Source organism: Lacinutrix undariae (assembly GCF_052934785.1).
Genome location: NZ_CM128809.1, coordinates 641,402 through 656,857, shown reverse-complemented (window position 1 = coordinate 656,857; position 15,456 = coordinate 641,402). Strand labels below are relative to the sequence as shown.

Genomic DNA, 15,456 nt, shown 5'->3' with positions numbered 1-15,456 from the left:
GTATTATTGTTTTTTTACTGAATTAGTGTTTTTATTATATCCGTAAGGGCAATGTCTGCAACCACTTTCGCAACAATAACCGCGTTTAAGGTGAAATTGTTCAGTAAAGCATCGGTAGCCTTCAGGAGTTAGGTAATAATCGCCGTCTTCTATAGGAATTCTCTTCTTCATCTTACAAAGATAATGTAAATTGGTATGATTTTTAAACGATAAGACTATGATTGTATGTTCTAAATATTTAGTGCCAAAAGGCTATGTTGGAATTACTGTTTTTCCGTTTATTATTCTGAAAAATAAAACACTTGAGAGTGATAAAGTTTTAATTAATCATGAACGTATCCATTTGAAACAGCAAATTGAATTATTGATTTTTCCTTTTTATATTTGGTATGTGCTAGAGTTTATAGTTCGATTTTTTCAATATAAAAATTGGAGTTTCGCTTACAGAAATATTTCTTTTGAACGGGAAGCCTATGCGCAGGAAAATAATTCTGAATATTTAAAAACGAGATCATTTTGGAACTTTTTTAAGTATCTTTAGCCACATGGATTTTAAGTTACACCTTAGCGTTAATCAACCCATACGGTTGAAAAATAACATGCAACTTTTTGTAAAACGAGAAGATGATATTCATCCCTTTATTTCTGGGAATAAATACCGAAAACTAAAATATAATTTATTAGAAGCTAAAGCTAAAAAGCATACCGTGTTACTCACTTTTGGTGGTGCGTTTTCTAATCATATTGCAGCTGTTGCAGCAGCAGGACAACGCGAAGGCTTACAAACTATAGGAATTATTAGAGGTGAAGAACTTGAAGATAAAATTGCAGATAATGCTACTTTAAGCTTTGCGAAAAGTTGTGGCATGCAATTTAAATTTGTGTCGCGAGAAGATTATAGAAAACAAGCTGATGATACATTTATTACTGATTTAAAAAAAGAATTTGGAGATTTTTATTTAATTCCAGAAGGTGGTACCAATATTTTAGCCGTTAAAGGTTGTGAAGAAATTTTAACCGATAATGATGTAGAATTTGATTATGTGTGTGTTGCCGTTGGAACTGGAGGAACAATTTCAGGGATAATTAATGCGAGTTTTCCTCATCAAAAAGTTATAGGATTTCCGGCGTTAAAAGGCGATTTTTTAAAAGAAGAAATTAGTAAATTTGCAAATAGTGCTAATTGGGAACTTATTAGCGATTATCATTTTGGTGGTTATGCAAAAATGAAAATCGATTTGGTACGCTTTATTAATGATTTTAAAATTGATTATAACATTCCGTTAGATCCTGTTTATACCGGGAAAATGATGTATGGAATTTTCGATTTAATTGAAAAAGGCTATTTTAAAAAAGATGCTAGAATATTAGCAATTCACACCGGAGGTTTACAAGGTATTGAAGGAATGAATACGGTATTGAAACGAAAAAAAATGCCGTTAATAGATTAAAAAATTATGAAAAGAATACTTATAGTTTTAGTGTTAGGAGCAGTGTTATTTAGCTGTGGATCGAAAAAGAAAGTTGTAACTAAAAAAACACGAAAAACTCCAAAAACAGAAAAAGTAACGACTAAAAAGGAGACTCCTATAGTTACAATTCCTAAAAAAGAAGCGGTTTCTGCGCCAACAAAAACTTACGCTAATGCTACTGAAGCATATATCGCGAATTATAATGCTATCGCTATGACAGAAATGAGTAGTTATAAAATTCCAGCAAGTATTACTTTGGCTCAAGGGATTTTAGAATCTGGCTCTGGAAATGGACGGTTAGCTGTAGAGGCAAATAATCATTTTGGAATTAAATGTCACGGGTGGACAGGTGGTAAAATTTATCATGATGATGATGAAGACCAAGAGTGCTTTAGAAAATACACACACGCTGATTCTTCTTTTGAAGATCATTCAGCATTTTTAACCTCAAGAAGCCGTTATTCAAAATTATTTCAACTAAAACAAGATGATTATAAAGGTTGGGCAAAAGGACTAAGAGCTGCAGGATATGCTACCGATAAAAAATATCCTGAAAAATTAATCAGCCTAATTGAACGTTATAAACTTTACGAGTATGACGATCAGGTGCTAGGAGGGAAGCGAGTAGACCCTATAGAAAAAACTATTACAAGTAATATAGTAACTCATAGAGTTGAAAAAGGGGATACATTATATTCACTTTCTAAACGTTATAATATGTCTGTTGAGACGTTAAAAACTTTAAATAATTTAAAAGGAAACGCACTAAGTATAGGGCAAGAACTTATCATAAAAAGAAATTAAAAAGATGTTATATAAAAGAAGTAGCGCATTATTTGCAGAGGCAGAACAGGTGATTCCTGGAGGTGTAAATTCTCCTGTGAGAGCTTTTAAAGGTGTTGGTGGTACTCCAATTTTTGCAAAATCTGCAAAAGGAGCTTATGTATATGATGAAGATGATAACAAATTTATTGATTATATCAATTCATGGGGGCCAATGATTTTAGGTCACGCACACCCACCAGTTGTAGAGGCTGTAATTGAAAAAGCAAAACAAGGAACTTCATTTGGTATGCCTACCGAAATTGAAACCGAAATTGCTCAATTAGCGGTAAATATGGTGCCAAATATTGATAAAATTCGTTTTGTAAATTCAGGAACTGAAGCATGTATGAGCGCTGTGCGCTTGGCTAGAGGTTATACAGGGAAATCTAAAATTATAAAATTTGCTGGTTGTTATCACGGTCATAGTGATGCGTTTTTAATTCAAGCAGGAAGTGGAGCTGTTACTTTTGGGAGTCCTAATAGCCCTGGTGTTACAGAAGGTACAGCTAAAGATACATTGTTAGCAATGTATAATGATATTGAAAATGTAAAAGCTGTTGTTGAAGCTAATAAAGGAGAAATAGCTTGTATTATTTTAGAGCCTGTTGCAGGAAATATGGGATGTATTCCTCCTAGAAATAATTTTTTACAAGACTTACGTACGCTTTGTGATGCTCATGATATTTTATTGATTTTTGATGAAGTCATGACAGGGTTTCGTTTAGCAAAAGGTGGTGCTCAAGAAGTATTTAACGTAAAAGCAGATATTGTTTGTTTTGGTAAAGTAATAGGTGGAGGATTACCTGTAGGTGCTTTTGCTTCTCGCAACGAAATTATGAATCATCTTGCGCCTTTAGGTGCAGTTTATCAAGCCGGAACTTTAAGTGGAAATCCATTAGCGATGGCTGCAGGTTTAGCAATGCTAAAAGAACTTAATGCCGATGATGATGTGTTTACGCGTTTAAATGATAAAACAGAATATCTTCATAAAGGAATTGCCGAAGTGTTAACAAAGCAAAATGTAACACATACTATTAATAGGTTAGGTTCAATGATTTCTGTGCATTTTGCAGCTGGTGAAGTTGTAGATTTTGCAACTTCTGCACATGGAAATAATGAGACATTTAAGCAGTTTTTTCACGGGATGCTTAACGAGGGTATATATATTGCGCCAAGTGCTTTTGAGACTTGGTTTATTAGTGACGCTTTATCTTATAAAGATTTAGATGCTACTATTGCAGCTGTTGAAAAAGTTGCAGAGACATTATAAAGCATAAAAAAGCGGTTTTAATTTAATAAAGCCGCTTTTTTTTATAGTATAAATCTACGTGATTAAAGTGTAGATTGGTATCTGTTGTATTCTTCTTCTGTAAGAGCTTTTTTCATGTTCTCTTGTAACGTTGTTTCAGCTTTAGTTTTATCTTCTTCTGTAACGTTAACATTAAACTTAAGCGCTTTTTTTGCATTCCCATAAGCTTTGTAAGCTTGGTAAACGTCCTCAAGAGTGTTATCGTTAAACTTAATAACTTTCTTTAGTTCGTTAGCTTTTTCGTTAGCCACTTTATTAATCTCAATTTTGGTTTGAGCATTCATGTTTGTTGCTCCAAAACATAGTGCAAAAGCAAAAAAGCAAAAAGTAATTATTTTTTTCATCATCAGGTGTGTTAATATTAGAACTACTAAATTACTGTAATTTCATATAAAAAAAAAGCATTGAGGTAAAATTCAATGCTTTTCTTGTGTATTTAACTATAAGTGATGCAATTATTGTTAGTCACGGTTGTGTTTTCTGTCTTTTTGCTTAGCAGCTTTACCTTTTCGTTTTTTATTGTTTTTCTTACGATCTTGTTTAGAAGCTTCAAATTTTTCAAATTGATCTGCAGTTAAGATTTTTTTCAAAGTTTGTTTTTGTGCAATTTGATGATCCAATCTGCTATTCATCATCTCAAAACGTTCTTCTTTAGATGGCTTTTTATGGTCGCTTTCTTTTCGCTTTTCTTTTCGACTTTCCATTTTTGTTTTACGAAAAGTAGCTTCTTCAAAATTAAAATCTTGAATCTTTTTTTGTTGTGATTCAGATAAATCTAAAGCTAAAGTCATTTGCTTTGTTTTTAATGTCGCTATTTGTTGTGGTGTAAAATCATCAATGCGTTCCATGCGGTCTTGACGTTGTCCTTTTTTTTCTTGGTCTCTTTGTGCATTAGCTTGAAATGTGATCAACGCTAAAGCTAATATTGCTAATTTTTTCATATTGTTTTTTGTTTAATGTTATACTTCTATGACCAATATGGATTACAATAGTTTAATGGCGTTTAGTGTTTTAACGACTAATTAACATTATTGAGATTTTTTAATAAGTTGTGAAGTGGCCTCGCATAAAGAGATGTTTTCCATTTTACTTTTTAACCAAGCGTAAAAACTCATTACAAAAATATCTTCTAATTTTGGATGAATCCAATGAAACGCGTTTTCAATTTTATCTTTAAATTTTTGAGTGCTTACTTGTTCTGGGTTTTTGTAATACTGCTCTACAAAACCTAAATAAGTAATGACGCGTTGTTGGTTAATTTGTTTTAAATACGGATAATAACTGCGTTTAAAACTGAGTAGACGAGATTCCGTAAGGTTAACGTCTTGAAGCTCGATATAGAATATAATTTCAATTAAATTCTTTTTAATAGTCCATTCTTGTCCTGCTTTTTCAATATACCAAGTGTCTGAATGGTAAAATTTAGAAAATAATTCTTTAGCTTTTTTTAGGTCGTTTTTCTGAATATAAAACATTACTAAACTTAAATTAATATCTAGTAAAGCTTCAGTATCGTTGTGTTTTGAGCTTTTAAAAGGTTCTAAAATTGTAATTGCGAGTTCTTGCTCATTTGTAAAATTGGCATTTAAGGCACGTATAAAATTGTACTTTGGTAAAAATGTATTGTAGTGTTTCTTTTTATTCTGCAACATGTAATTGTGCATTAATTGTAGGTAATACTGAGATTCTTTAAATTTTTTATTTCTGAATAATGTGTTTGCAATAATATATAATACCTGAATATGATAATACAATTGTTTATAGCGGTCTTTATGCTGTTTAATAATACTGTAGGTACGAATTAAAAAGGGTTCGGTTTTTAAATAATCATTAGTTACAAATGCCGAAATACTAATAATTGTCATTAATTGGTATAGGGATTTAAACGACATAGAGTCTGTTATACTTATGTTATGCGCTTTTAAGGTGTTGTTTAAAATGGTTTCAAAGTCTACTATTTCTGCCTTATTATTAATGTTATTTAAGATTTCCCGGATTTTTGCATATACAATATTTAGTTCTTCTTCTAAGATGTAGTTTTTTTGATTGGCTTTAAATTCAGTAATAAGCTGACTAATATTTATTGAAGGATTACTGTGTGCGTACTGAATTTTGGTGTGATAAATTTCATTTAACATTGGAAACAAAAAATGCTCTTGTGCCAACAGTTGCGCTTTATCTAATATTTTATAAGCAACTTTAGGTTTGTTGTGTAGTAAAAAAGTACGCGCTGCCAAAATGTACTTTATAATTTGCATGTCTACCGAGTTCTCTTCCTCTAAACTCGCATTGGCAATAAAATCTATTAATGATTGAAATAATCGTTTTCTTAACGCATGATATGCGGCTTTTTTTTGTGATTGATATAAGCTCTCACAAATAGCGCTCGTATCGTGTTCGTTTTTAACGAGGAGTTTAAATAATAAGATGTTTTTAGTATCGCTGCGTTTATTCTTTTTTTCTAAATAAGAAATGAATTTTTGTTGTTCTTCGGTAGAAAGTGTTTCAACTATGGCGTGTAAATCTATCATTTAATCGTTAGTTAATTTTGTTTAAATGTACTAAATATGTGGTTAATTTAATTTTTAATATAAATTATATCGTCAGTTTTAGTGATGATTAGTGTTTTGAGATTTTAAAAATGAACGCAAATTTGCAGTATAATCAACAAAACAAATTATTATGGATTATCACACAACAGTATCAGAAGATCAGAGTAAAAAGAAATCAAAACACAACGAGAATAATAGTTTTGATAACAAGCCAACCGGTGCATTTATTGGTGCATCTTGGGCAGCATTATGTATTGGAATTTCAGCATTTTGCATTGGGTTATGGAATGCAGAAATGTTGCTCAATGAAAAAGGATATTATTTTACCATTTTGCTTTTTGGATTGTTTTCAGTAATATCTGTACAAAAAGCAGTAAGAGACAGACTAGAAAATATTCCCGTAACCGATATGTATTATGGTATTAGTTGGTTTACAACAATTGCCTCAATTACATTGCTTGTTATTGGTTTATGGAATGCCGATTTATTATTAAGTGAAAAAGGGTTTTACGGTATGTCATTTTTATTAAGTATGTTTTCGGCCATTGCAGTACAAAAAAACACTAGAGATGTGCAATATATTTCTAGAACTGAAAATGACGATAATTAATATAGAAGAAATAAAAGTGTAAAAGGAATTTACCTTTTGTTTTGATGATTGGTTAGTTAACCAAAAAACCTCGTAGTTGTACAGCTGCGAGGTTTTAAAATATTAAAAAATGTGATGGCATAAAAAAAAGCTTCAGAACTAACTGAAGCTTTCTTTATATAATAAACTTAGCTATTATCCGTTAGGATTTAAAATAGCATCAATACGCTCTAAAGCATCTTGTAAGTGAATTTTACTCATACGGTCGCTAGTTCTGTTTGCTCCAGATTTAACAGCGCTTTGTAATGATTTTAATTCTGCTCTTACAACAGCTCTAATATCTGATTGACTTGTGTTAACAGCAGTTGCTTTTACATATCTGCTTCCTCTTGCTGATCTTTGGTTATCGGCAGTCATTAAGTAAGCTAATCTATCAATATGTGCACGTTGTAGGTTACGACGGTAAGTATCAATCTTTTTACCAGCTTTTAACTCGCTCCAGATATCGTTACGTAAATCACTCATCATATCTGTTACTTTGTAAGCCGAATTTCCGTTTAAGGTTTCATTTTCAATCATACGTGCCATTTTACCAAGGCTCATAATGTTGTTTAACGTACGTACTTGTAAGCTACGTACACGTTCAGTAGAACCTGAATATTCAATTCTATTGAAAATATTTGTATCTAATAACCATTCTGGAGTTGTAAATAAGTTGTCTGCAACAAATTGTAATGCTCTTTTTTGGTGATCTTTATCAACTTGAGTGTAAACAACACCTTCTTGATCTGATGTTTTGTAGTTTTCGTAAACTCCACCAATATTATTAGAAACGTGTCCCATATAACGGTTAAATTGAGAGATTACGTGTCCGTACATTTCTTCTAAATCATCATAACCTTCACCAGATTTAGAGGTCCATTCTACTAAGTTTGGTACAATACGTTTAAGGTTTTTAATTCCATACTCACTAGCAAGCATTGCATCGTCACCTAAATCTTCAGTTTGAGAACTTGGGTCAACTACACTTCCTGCTTGTTGGTGACCAAATCTGTAATTTGGGTCTCCTGCATGTTCTAAAATCCATCCATCTAAAGTAGATTTTTCTTCTTCAGCAGTTTTGTCAAAAATAGGACGGTATCCCCATGAGATTGAATACTTATCGTAAATTCCAATGTTTGGCATTAAAGCGACACCTTCATCTCCTGGTTGTGCGATATAGTTAAAACGTGCATAATCCATAATAGATGGTGCAGTACTATTTTTTTGTGTGAATTCTGCATTACGCAAATCTTCTACTTTATAGGCAGAACTTGATCCCATATTGTGAGGTAATCCTAAAGTGTGACCAACTTCGTGAGAAGATACAAAACGAATTAAACGTCCCATAACTTCATCTTTAAATTCTGCACTTTGAGCATCTGGATTGATGGCTGCAGTTTGTACAAAATACCATCCACGTAATAATGACATTACATTGTGGTACCAGTTAATATCACTTTCTAAAATTTCTCCTGTTCTTGGGTCACTTACGTGAGGTCCGTTTGCATTAGGAATTGGAGATGCTAAGTAACGTACTACAGAGTAGCGTACATCTTCTGGACTAAAATCTGGATCTTCTTCGGCAGTAGGTGCATCTTTTGCAATAATTGCATTTTTAAAACCTGCAGCTTCAAAAGCAACTTGCCAATCTTCAATACCTTGCTTAATATATTTTCTCCATTTTACTGGTGTAGCTCTATCTATGTAGTATACAATTTGTTTTTTAGGTTCAACAAGTTCCCCTCTTTTAAATTTTTCGATGTCTTCATCTTTAACTTCAAGTCTCCAACGGTCTAAAAATTCTACATCTTTACTTCTTTGTGCATCTAAACCGTAATCTGTTTGTCCACTTGTAAACCATCCTACACGCTCGTCAAAATAACGACGTTTCATTGGGTTTTCAGGAAGTAAAATCATTGAGTTGCTAATTTCTAAAGAAATAGAACCATTATTATAATTAGATGGTGGAGCTCCAGCACCGTAAGTTTTTACGTGTCTTACTTCAATGTTTTTTGGGTAACTTTTTACAGTTTCGATAAATGATTTATCACTTTCTAAACGTGTTACTTTATAGCGTTTTCTTGTTCTGTTAGGTAATCCTAAAGATTTTACATCCTTTTCAAATAAAGGTGTCGCATCAATTACTGTTGTTGTAGAATCTTTTCCAATGGTTTGTATTGGAAATGTGTATAAAACAGGTTCGAAATTTGAATTTACTACTGCTTCATGTACTGGTAAAGAATCGTTAGCAACTACATCATAAGATACAACTCTTACAATTACTTTTTTATCTTTCTTTTGAAATCTTAATACTTGTTCGTTTTGTTTTCCACCTCCAAAACCTAATCCGCTTGCAGTTTTAGCGATACGAGTTACCATTAACATTTCACGTTCAAAAAGTGAATCTGGAATTTCGTAAAAGTATTTCTCGTCTATTTTATGAACGGTAAATAGTCCTTTGTCTGTTTTTGCGTCTTTGGTAATAACTTTAGCATAAGGCTTAATGTCATTTTTACGAGTTTTTTTACTTGCAGCTTTGGCGCTAGAGCTTGCTGAAGCTTTTGATTTACTTGCTTTTTTTGTTGTTGAGCATGAGGATATCACTAATGCCGACGCAACAAAAAGTAATCTTACTGAGAGGTGTTTCAAAATTGTTGGTTTTAAATTAAGATTGTGAAAATAAGGATAACTTGCTCGTAAAGGAAATGCATTAGTATTTTTTTAACGATGAAACCTTAGTAAATATGCTTGATATTACTGTTTTTTTTGAGTATTTATTAATATTTAACTACCTTTTATAAGGTATCTAAATAGCTTTGGATTAAATTATAACCTTCAGTATGTATCATAGTTGTGCCAATATATGGCATGCTAAATGCAGGAATGTAATAATTTGTTCGTGCGGTAATGAGGTAGCGACGTTCAAAAATATTTGTATCTGCATAATCAGTTTCAAATCTTAGATCTAAATCAGATTCTTCATCACAGTAGCCTCCGGGAGTGTGACAATGTGCGCAATTAATATCAAAATAAGCCCTAGCACGTTGTTCTAATGGTTGTGAGGTGTCACTCCAATTTGGTAATACGCTAACATCGCTTGGTGATGTGAGTCCTGATAATAGTTGTAAATCTTTTAAGGCTTGTAATTGGTTTGTGCCATTAATTGTTAGATTTAGTGTTCTTAATTTGGGACCAATTGGTGTTACTGTATTTGCGTTGCTGTGGCATGTAAAACAGTCTGTACTTGATGGAATTTGATAACTCACATTATTAGAGTTGCCTTCGGTATCTATCCAAGTTACAGGAACAGTTGCACCTTCGGTATCTAAAGTTGCATTGGTTTGTGCATCATTCCATTTGTAATTTCCAAGCACCCAATTTCCGTTTTGTTTAATTAGTACACGCGTTTCTATTTTGTTTTTTCCTAAACTTTCATCGTTATCATTAATAAAGTAATAAAAGGTTTTTGCGATTACGGTATTGTTAGGGAATTCTGGAAAACCATCACCATTATACGTCATGCTTTCTCCATTAGGAATTGAAATAATGCGTTGTTTGTGTGCGTAATCTGTAAATAATGGTGTTGTTAAATTGTATTGAAAAGTATAAATACTAGGTTGTAATTCTGAAATATTTCCAGCAAACAGATTTAATTCTGAAAGTTGTGGTAAAAATTGAGCAACAACAGGAGGTGGTAAAGTGGTGAAATTGCTTACTTCGGAATACATACTAGTATTTGAAACGCTACAAACCGATGATATATAATAATCATAAGTAGTATTGGCAAGTAAACTGGTAAGTTGAAGTGTAGTTTGTGAAACATCTATAGTATTTCCGTTGCCGAGATTAAATCCGCTAAGACCATACTGAATAGTATAAGTGGCGTTTGTATTGGTGTCTTCCCAGTTTATTTGAGCGCTTTCAAACGAAATATTTGTAGTTGTTATGTTGTTTGGTATGTTGCATTGCACTATAGTATCATCATCATTATTGCATGATAATACAGATAAAAATAGGATTAAAAATGTTATTTTTTTCATTGATTGGCTATAAATGATAATAGCTAATGTAGTGAAAATGTTTCTGTTATATCTATTTTTATCGACAGACGGCTTTTTTATCTGACTAATATAATATTGTAGTTTATAAAAAGGTGATTATTTGTAGTTTGATAGGTTTATCCGAAATAATTAAGAATTAATTCGTACAAGCGTTCTTTACTAAAAGGTTTGGTAATGTAATTATTCATTCCGCTATCTAAAGCTTTTGCAATAGCTTGTGTGGTTACATTTGCTGATAAACCAAAAATGATAAGTTCTGTGTTTTGCTTTCTAATGAGTTTTGTAGCTTCAAATCCATCCATAATAGGCATATGAATATCCATTAATATGAGTTGGTAGTTTCCTTTTTTAACCATGTTTACGGCAGTATTTCCATTATCGGCTACATCTACATTTATGTCAATATCATGTAATAGTTTTTTAAGAACAATGATATTCATTTTGTTATCATCAACGGCTAAAACATTTAAATGTGAAAGTGATACATTTTTAAAAGAAGATTGAAATGTGTTATTGAGTCTGTTTTGGTCTTCTGCAATTTTAAATAATGTTGTGATTGTGAAATTCGAACCTTTATTAAATTCACTTTCAACTGTTATGGATCCGCCTAATAATTTTGCTAAATCCTGACTAATAGCCAGTCCTAGACCACTACCTTCATGTTGTTTTTTTACACTATCATCAACTTGTGAAAACCTATTGAAAATAGACTTTATTCTGTTTTTAGGAATTCCCGATCCGGTATCTTCAATAGATACGATAACCTTTAAATGATTGTTGAAAATATGCTCTTTATAGTTTACAGTGATTGCACCTTTATTGGTAAATTTTAATGCGTTTTTAAGAATGTTTATAATAATCTGAAGAAACTTATTCTGATCACCAATAACATAAATTCCTGTATGAGTTTTGAAATTTGAGTTTACGGTTAGGTTTTTTTCAGAAAAATGAAAGCGGTACACGTCAATAGTATCTCTCACTTTTATAGATGGGTTAAAATATATCTCTTCGAGTTTTACATTTCCAGATTCAATTTTATCAATCTCTAAAATGTCATTAATAATAGATAATAAATTAACAGAAGACTTATCCATTAAATCAATATAAACTTGATGAGCTTCATCTAATTCGCTGTCTTTTAAAACCTCTATAAAACCTAATATCGCATGAAGTGGTGTTCTGATTTCATGACTCATATTAGATAAGAAATCGGTTTTAGCTTTTGATGCTTTTTCAGCGCGATTACGTTCTGTGTTTAAAATGGCATTCGCTTTAGATAGTTTTGCATTTGATTTTTGTGCCTTCTTAGTTTGCATTTTAGCACTCATGTAGAAGTAAACTAACAAGCTGAATAGTAGGGATAGAATAGCTCCAAAAATAAAAATGTAGTTTATAACGTCAATACGTTTGTCTGAGAGTAATTCAGTTGAGGGATATAATGTGAACGACCAGTTTTGATTATCATTTTTATCTATTAAAATAGAAGTTTGATAGATGAAATTGGTGTCATTTGAACTTGTAAAGTTGTTATTATGCTCATAAAAAACAACATTTTTATGATCACTTATTTTAATTGCAAAATCAGAGAGTGTTTTGGAGAGTTTATCAAAACGAGAGGTGAAATTTACACTAGCAGAAATTGTACCTTGAAATCTATCGTCAAATGAAACAGGCACATCTACTAAAAAAGATTTACCACCTTGTACCAAACTAGTCCATTCTGTGAAATTTACCGAGTTATTAGTGCTAAGTTTTTCCCACTCATTTTTTCTGAAATCAATTTTAGAAATATCAAGATTAATGGCTTTTTCATTTCCTTCTAAAGGAAAAATGGATCTAATAACCATAGCACTGTCAATCCATTCTAAAAAGTTGAAAGATGGATTTTGCTCTATAAGCATTTCGGCATCATATTGCCAGTTTTTAAAATAATCTCCGTTGGTAAACTCAATACGTTTCTTTAAATTGATTAAACGATCAATATCGTTTTTAACAATAGATTGAAATTTTTGAGAGGCAAGAATACCCGCTTGAGTGGTTTGCTGTTTAATCCAGAGGTTATGACTTTTTATAGATTGAAACCATATTAAATATGATGCACAAATAAGAGTAACAAATGTTGCTATAGAAAATAATAGTCTTTTATTAATCTTATTTGGCATCTTAGAGGTTAAGGATGATTGTTTTAGTCCTCTAATGTATTATTTATTTAGCTAGTATTAGCTATTATGAGAAACAAATAAACCATCGTCGGTTTTATTTACTTTGGCAACCCCTTGTTTTGTAAGGCCTTTTATGGTTTTATCCCATTTTTTGTTACTCAATCCAGATTTTCCTTTTAAAGCAACTAAATCTATTGGAGATTCTGTTTTTAAAATTTCTAAAACAGCTTTTTCATCCTCACTTAATTCTACCGCTTTTTGTTCAGGCTTCATTTGTGGAAAGAATAAAACTTCCTGTATTGATTGGTTATTGGTTAGGTACATAATTAAACGGTCCATACCAATTCCCATTCCAGATGTAGGAGGCATTCCGTATTCTAAAGCACGTAAGAAATCGTGGTCAATAAATTCGGTAGCTTCATCATCTCCTTTTTGAGCTAATTTTAATTGTTCTTCAAAACGTTCGCGTTGGTCAATAGGGTCGTTTAATTCTGAATACGCATTTGCTATTTCTTTTCCACAAACCATTAATTCAAAGCGTTCTGTAAGTTCTGGGTTATCTCTGTGTTCTTTACAAAGTGGCGACATCTCTTTAGGATAATCAGTAATAAAAGTTGGTTGAATGTAGTTTCCTTCACATCTTTCACCAAAAATTTCATCAATAAGTTTTCCTTTTCCCATAGTATCGTCTACGGTAATGTTCATTCCTTTTGCTGCTTCACGAATTTCATCTTCTGTTTTACCATTAATATCAAATCCTGTAAAGTGTTTTATAGAATCTGCCATAGTAACACGAGCATACGGCGCTTTAAAGCTGATTTTATGTTCTCCAAACGTTGCTTCCGAAGTTCCGTTTACGGCAATCGCACAATGTTCTAATAGGCGTTCGCAAAAATCCATCATCCAGTTGTAATCTTTGTAAGATACATAGATTTCCATTGCTGTAAATTCTGGATTGTGAGTTCTGTCCATTCCTTCATTTCTGAAGTTTTTTGAAAACTCATATACACCATCAAAACCACCAACAATTAAACGTTTTAGGTATAACTCATTAGCAATTCTCATGTATAATGGAATGTCTAAACTATTATGGTGTGTCATAAATGGTCTTGCAGCAGCTCCTCCAGGAATTGGTTGTAATACTGGAGTTTCTACCTCAAAGTAACCAGATTCATTAAAGAAAGAACGCATGGCATTAAACAGTTTTGTGCGTTTAATAAATACTTCTTTTACTTGTGGGTTAACTACCAAATCTGCGTAACGTTGTCTGTAACGTTGCTCAGGATCTGTAAAGGCGTCAAAAATAACACCGTCTTTTTCTTTTGGAAGTGGTAATGGTTTTAATGATTTACTTAATAGTGTAAAATCATTAACACGAACTGTTTTTTCACCTACTTTGGTTAAAAATAACTCACCTTCAATTCCTATAAAATCTCCAAAGTCTAATAATTTTTTAAAGACTTCATTATATTTTGTTTTATCTTCTCCAGGACAAATTTCATCTCTGTTAAAATACACTTGTATTTTTCCATCTGCATCTTGTAATTGAGCAAAAGACGCTTTTCCTTGAACTCTCATAGACATTAATCGTCCTGCAATAACCACTTTTTTACCTTCTTCAAAAGTCTCCTTCAACTTATTTGAAGTATGGTCTACTGGGTATAAGTCTGCTGGATAAGGATTAATCCCTAATGCACGTAATTTGCCTAATTTTTCTCTTCTTACTAATTCTTGTTCTGAAAGCTGCATGCTAATATATTTAAATCGGTTTTCCTTTTGTGGAAGACAGCTACAAAATTACACTATTTACAAAAATTAGCGTACTACTTTTGGGTACATTTTGTGATTATAACTGCTATAATTTTAAATTAATGCATAAAAAAAGGGATTTCGAAAACCGAAATCCCTTTTTTACATTTAATTTCAGTGAATTAAATGTGTTTAAAAGCAAAAAAAATATAATTTAAAACCTGTTATGTTTATTTAGATTATTTTTTTAAAACTTCACCTTTAATTTTAAGTACTTTACTAGCTTCAGAAGCGTTAGATAATACTGTAATTGTTTTTTTGAATACACCTAATCTGTTAGTTGCATATTTTACTTTAATTTCACTAGTTGCTCCTGGTAAAACTGGAGTTTTAGCATATGTTGGTACGGTACATCCACAAGATGTTTTTACTCTAGAAATTATAATTGGTGCATCTCCTGTATTTGTAAATGAAAACGTACGTACACCATCAGCATTTTGTTCAATTTTTCCATAATCAATTTCTGAAGATTCAAAAGTTAACACTCCTGTTTTTACATCTGTAGCTGTTTCTTGAGAAAAATTTGTTGCGTAAACAAATAAGCAGATTAATAATAAAAATTTAGATTTCATGTTTTGCAATGTGTAAGTTGATTTCATAATAATTTCGTGTTTTGTTAATGTTGAAACAAACTT

Annotated in this window: 14 protein-coding genes; 5 read left to right on the top strand and 9 right to left on the bottom strand. The window is 31.8% G+C overall.

Going from position 1 to position 15,456, the window contains the following annotated elements; genetic code table 11:
- Window positions 1–3 precede the first annotated feature (3 nt).
- Window positions 4–171 carry a C1orf53 family protein gene (locus ACU4C5_RS03040; protein ID WP_446845577.1) on the bottom strand — a complete coding sequence of 56 codons (168 nt, stop codon included), beginning with the start codon at window positions 169–171 and terminating at the stop codon, window positions 4–6.
- A gap of 46 nt (window positions 172–217) precedes the next feature.
- Between ACU4C5_RS03040 and ACU4C5_RS03035 the strand changes: the two genes are divergently transcribed.
- The 4 genes from ACU4C5_RS03035 to hemL are packed head-to-tail and all read left to right on the top strand — an operon-like array spanning window position 218 to window position 3,567.
- Window positions 218–541 (top strand): hypothetical protein, encoded by a 324-nt coding sequence (locus tag ACU4C5_RS03035; RefSeq protein WP_446845576.1) that lies wholly within the window; start codon window positions 218–220, stop codon window positions 539–541.
- Window positions 542–599: 58 nt separating this feature from the next.
- Complete coding sequence (locus tag ACU4C5_RS03030; RefSeq protein WP_446845575.1) at window positions 600–1,451, top strand: 1-aminocyclopropane-1-carboxylate deaminase/D-cysteine desulfhydrase; 852 nt, start codon at window positions 600–602, stop codon at window positions 1,449–1,451.
- 6 nt (window positions 1,452–1,457) lie between these two features.
- Window positions 1,458–2,276, top strand: coding sequence for a glucosaminidase domain-containing protein (locus tag ACU4C5_RS03025; protein WP_446845574.1), 819 nt, complete (start codon window positions 1,458–1,460; stop codon window positions 2,274–2,276).
- 4 nt (window positions 2,277–2,280) lie between these two features.
- Window positions 2,281–3,567 (top strand): glutamate-1-semialdehyde 2,1-aminomutase, encoded by a 1,287-nt coding sequence (hemL, locus tag ACU4C5_RS03020; RefSeq protein WP_446845573.1) that lies wholly within the window; start codon window positions 2,281–2,283, stop codon window positions 3,565–3,567.
- A 62-nt stretch (window positions 3,568–3,629) separates the two neighbouring features.
- On the opposite strand, the gene ACU4C5_RS03015 is transcribed toward hemL, so the two are convergent.
- From ACU4C5_RS03015 to ACU4C5_RS03005, 3 genes are all read right to left on the bottom strand, one after another.
- The gene (locus ACU4C5_RS03015) at window positions 3,630–3,950 is read right to left on the bottom strand and encodes a hypothetical protein (RefSeq protein ID WP_446845572.1); all 321 of its coding nucleotides are present in this window, start codon (window positions 3,948–3,950) and stop codon (window positions 3,630–3,632) included.
- A 117-nt stretch (window positions 3,951–4,067) separates the two neighbouring features.
- Window positions 4,068–4,547: a DUF4890 domain-containing protein gene (locus tag ACU4C5_RS03010; protein WP_446845571.1), complete on the bottom strand. Its 480-nt coding sequence runs from the start codon at window positions 4,545–4,547 to the stop codon at window positions 4,068–4,070.
- An 87-nt stretch (window positions 4,548–4,634) separates the two neighbouring features.
- A complete protein-coding gene (locus ACU4C5_RS03005; protein ID WP_446845570.1) occupies window positions 4,635–6,137 on the bottom strand; it encodes a hypothetical protein in 1,503 nt (500 codons plus the stop codon).
- Between the two features lie 151 nt (window positions 6,138–6,288).
- Here ACU4C5_RS03005 and yiaA point away from each other — a divergent pair, with 151 nt between their 5' ends.
- Complete coding sequence (yiaA, locus tag ACU4C5_RS03000) at window positions 6,289–6,768, top strand: inner membrane protein YiaA (protein ID WP_446845569.1); 480 nt, start codon at window positions 6,289–6,291, stop codon at window positions 6,766–6,768.
- Window positions 6,769–6,942: 174 nt separating this feature from the next.
- Here yiaA and ACU4C5_RS02995 read toward each other — a convergent pair whose 3' ends face one another.
- From ACU4C5_RS02995 to ACU4C5_RS02975, 5 genes are all read right to left on the bottom strand, one after another.
- Window positions 6,943–9,441, bottom strand: a complete 2,499-nt coding sequence (locus tag ACU4C5_RS02995) for a zinc-dependent metalloprotease (RefSeq protein ID WP_446846418.1) — start codon at window positions 9,439–9,441, stop codon at window positions 6,943–6,945.
- Window positions 9,442–9,584: 143 nt separating this feature from the next.
- Complete coding sequence (locus tag ACU4C5_RS02990) at window positions 9,585–10,829, bottom strand: hypothetical protein (RefSeq protein WP_446845568.1); 1,245 nt, start codon at window positions 10,827–10,829, stop codon at window positions 9,585–9,587.
- A gap of 137 nt (window positions 10,830–10,966) precedes the next feature.
- Window positions 10,967–13,012, bottom strand: coding sequence for a response regulator (locus ACU4C5_RS02985; protein WP_446845567.1), 2,046 nt, complete (start codon window positions 13,010–13,012; stop codon window positions 10,967–10,969).
- Window positions 13,013–13,069: 57 nt separating this feature from the next.
- Entirely contained in the window at window positions 13,070–14,761 is a 1,692-nt protein-coding gene (lysS, locus tag ACU4C5_RS02980) for a lysine--tRNA ligase (RefSeq protein ID WP_446845566.1), read from the bottom strand.
- A gap of 239 nt (window positions 14,762–15,000) precedes the next feature.
- Complete coding sequence (locus ACU4C5_RS02975; RefSeq protein ID WP_446845565.1) at window positions 15,001–15,420, bottom strand: DUF1573 domain-containing protein; 420 nt, start codon at window positions 15,418–15,420, stop codon at window positions 15,001–15,003.
- Window positions 15,421–15,456: the final 36 nt, after the last annotated feature.

Bases quoted from the DNA above. Each gene is read 5' to 3' on its own strand.
- ACU4C5_RS03015 (WP_446845572.1), bottom strand. From the start codon at position 3,950: ATGAAAAAAATAATTACTTTTTGCTTTTTTGCTTTTGCACTATGTTTT.
- ACU4C5_RS03025 (WP_446845574.1), top strand. From the start codon at position 1,458: ATGAAAAGAATACTTATAGTTTTAGTGTTAGGAGCAGTGTTATTTAGC.
- ACU4C5_RS03035 (WP_446845576.1), top strand. From the start codon at position 218: ATGATTGTATGTTCTAAATATTTAGTGCCAAAAGGCTATGTTGGAATT.
- hemL (WP_446845573.1), top strand. From the start codon at position 2,281: ATGTTATATAAAAGAAGTAGCGCATTATTTGCAGAGGCAGAACAGGTG.
- ACU4C5_RS03005 (WP_446845570.1), bottom strand. From the start codon at position 6,137: ATGATAGATTTACACGCCATAGTTGAAACACTTTCTACCGAAGAACAA.
- ACU4C5_RS02990 (WP_446845568.1), bottom strand. From the start codon at position 10,829: ATGAAAAAAATAACATTTTTAATCCTATTTTTATCTGTATTATCATGC.
- ACU4C5_RS03010 (WP_446845571.1), bottom strand. From the start codon at position 4,547: ATGAAAAAATTAGCAATATTAGCTTTAGCGTTGATCACATTTCAAGCT.
- ACU4C5_RS02985 (WP_446845567.1), bottom strand. From the start codon at position 13,012: ATGCCAAATAAGATTAATAAAAGACTATTATTTTCTATAGCAACATTT.
- ACU4C5_RS03030 (WP_446845575.1), top strand. From the start codon at position 600: ATGCAACTTTTTGTAAAACGAGAAGATGATATTCATCCCTTTATTTCT.
- ACU4C5_RS02975 (WP_446845565.1), bottom strand. From the start codon at position 15,420: ATGAAATCAACTTACACATTGCAAAACATGAAATCTAAATTTTTATTA.
- lysS (WP_446845566.1), bottom strand. From the start codon at position 14,761: ATGCAGCTTTCAGAACAAGAATTAGTAAGAAGAGAAAAATTAGGCAAA.
- yiaA (WP_446845569.1), top strand. From the start codon at position 6,289: ATGGATTATCACACAACAGTATCAGAAGATCAGAGTAAAAAGAAATCA.
- ACU4C5_RS03040 (WP_446845577.1), bottom strand. From the start codon at position 171: ATGAAGAAGAGAATTCCTATAGAAGACGGCGATTATTACCTAACTCCT.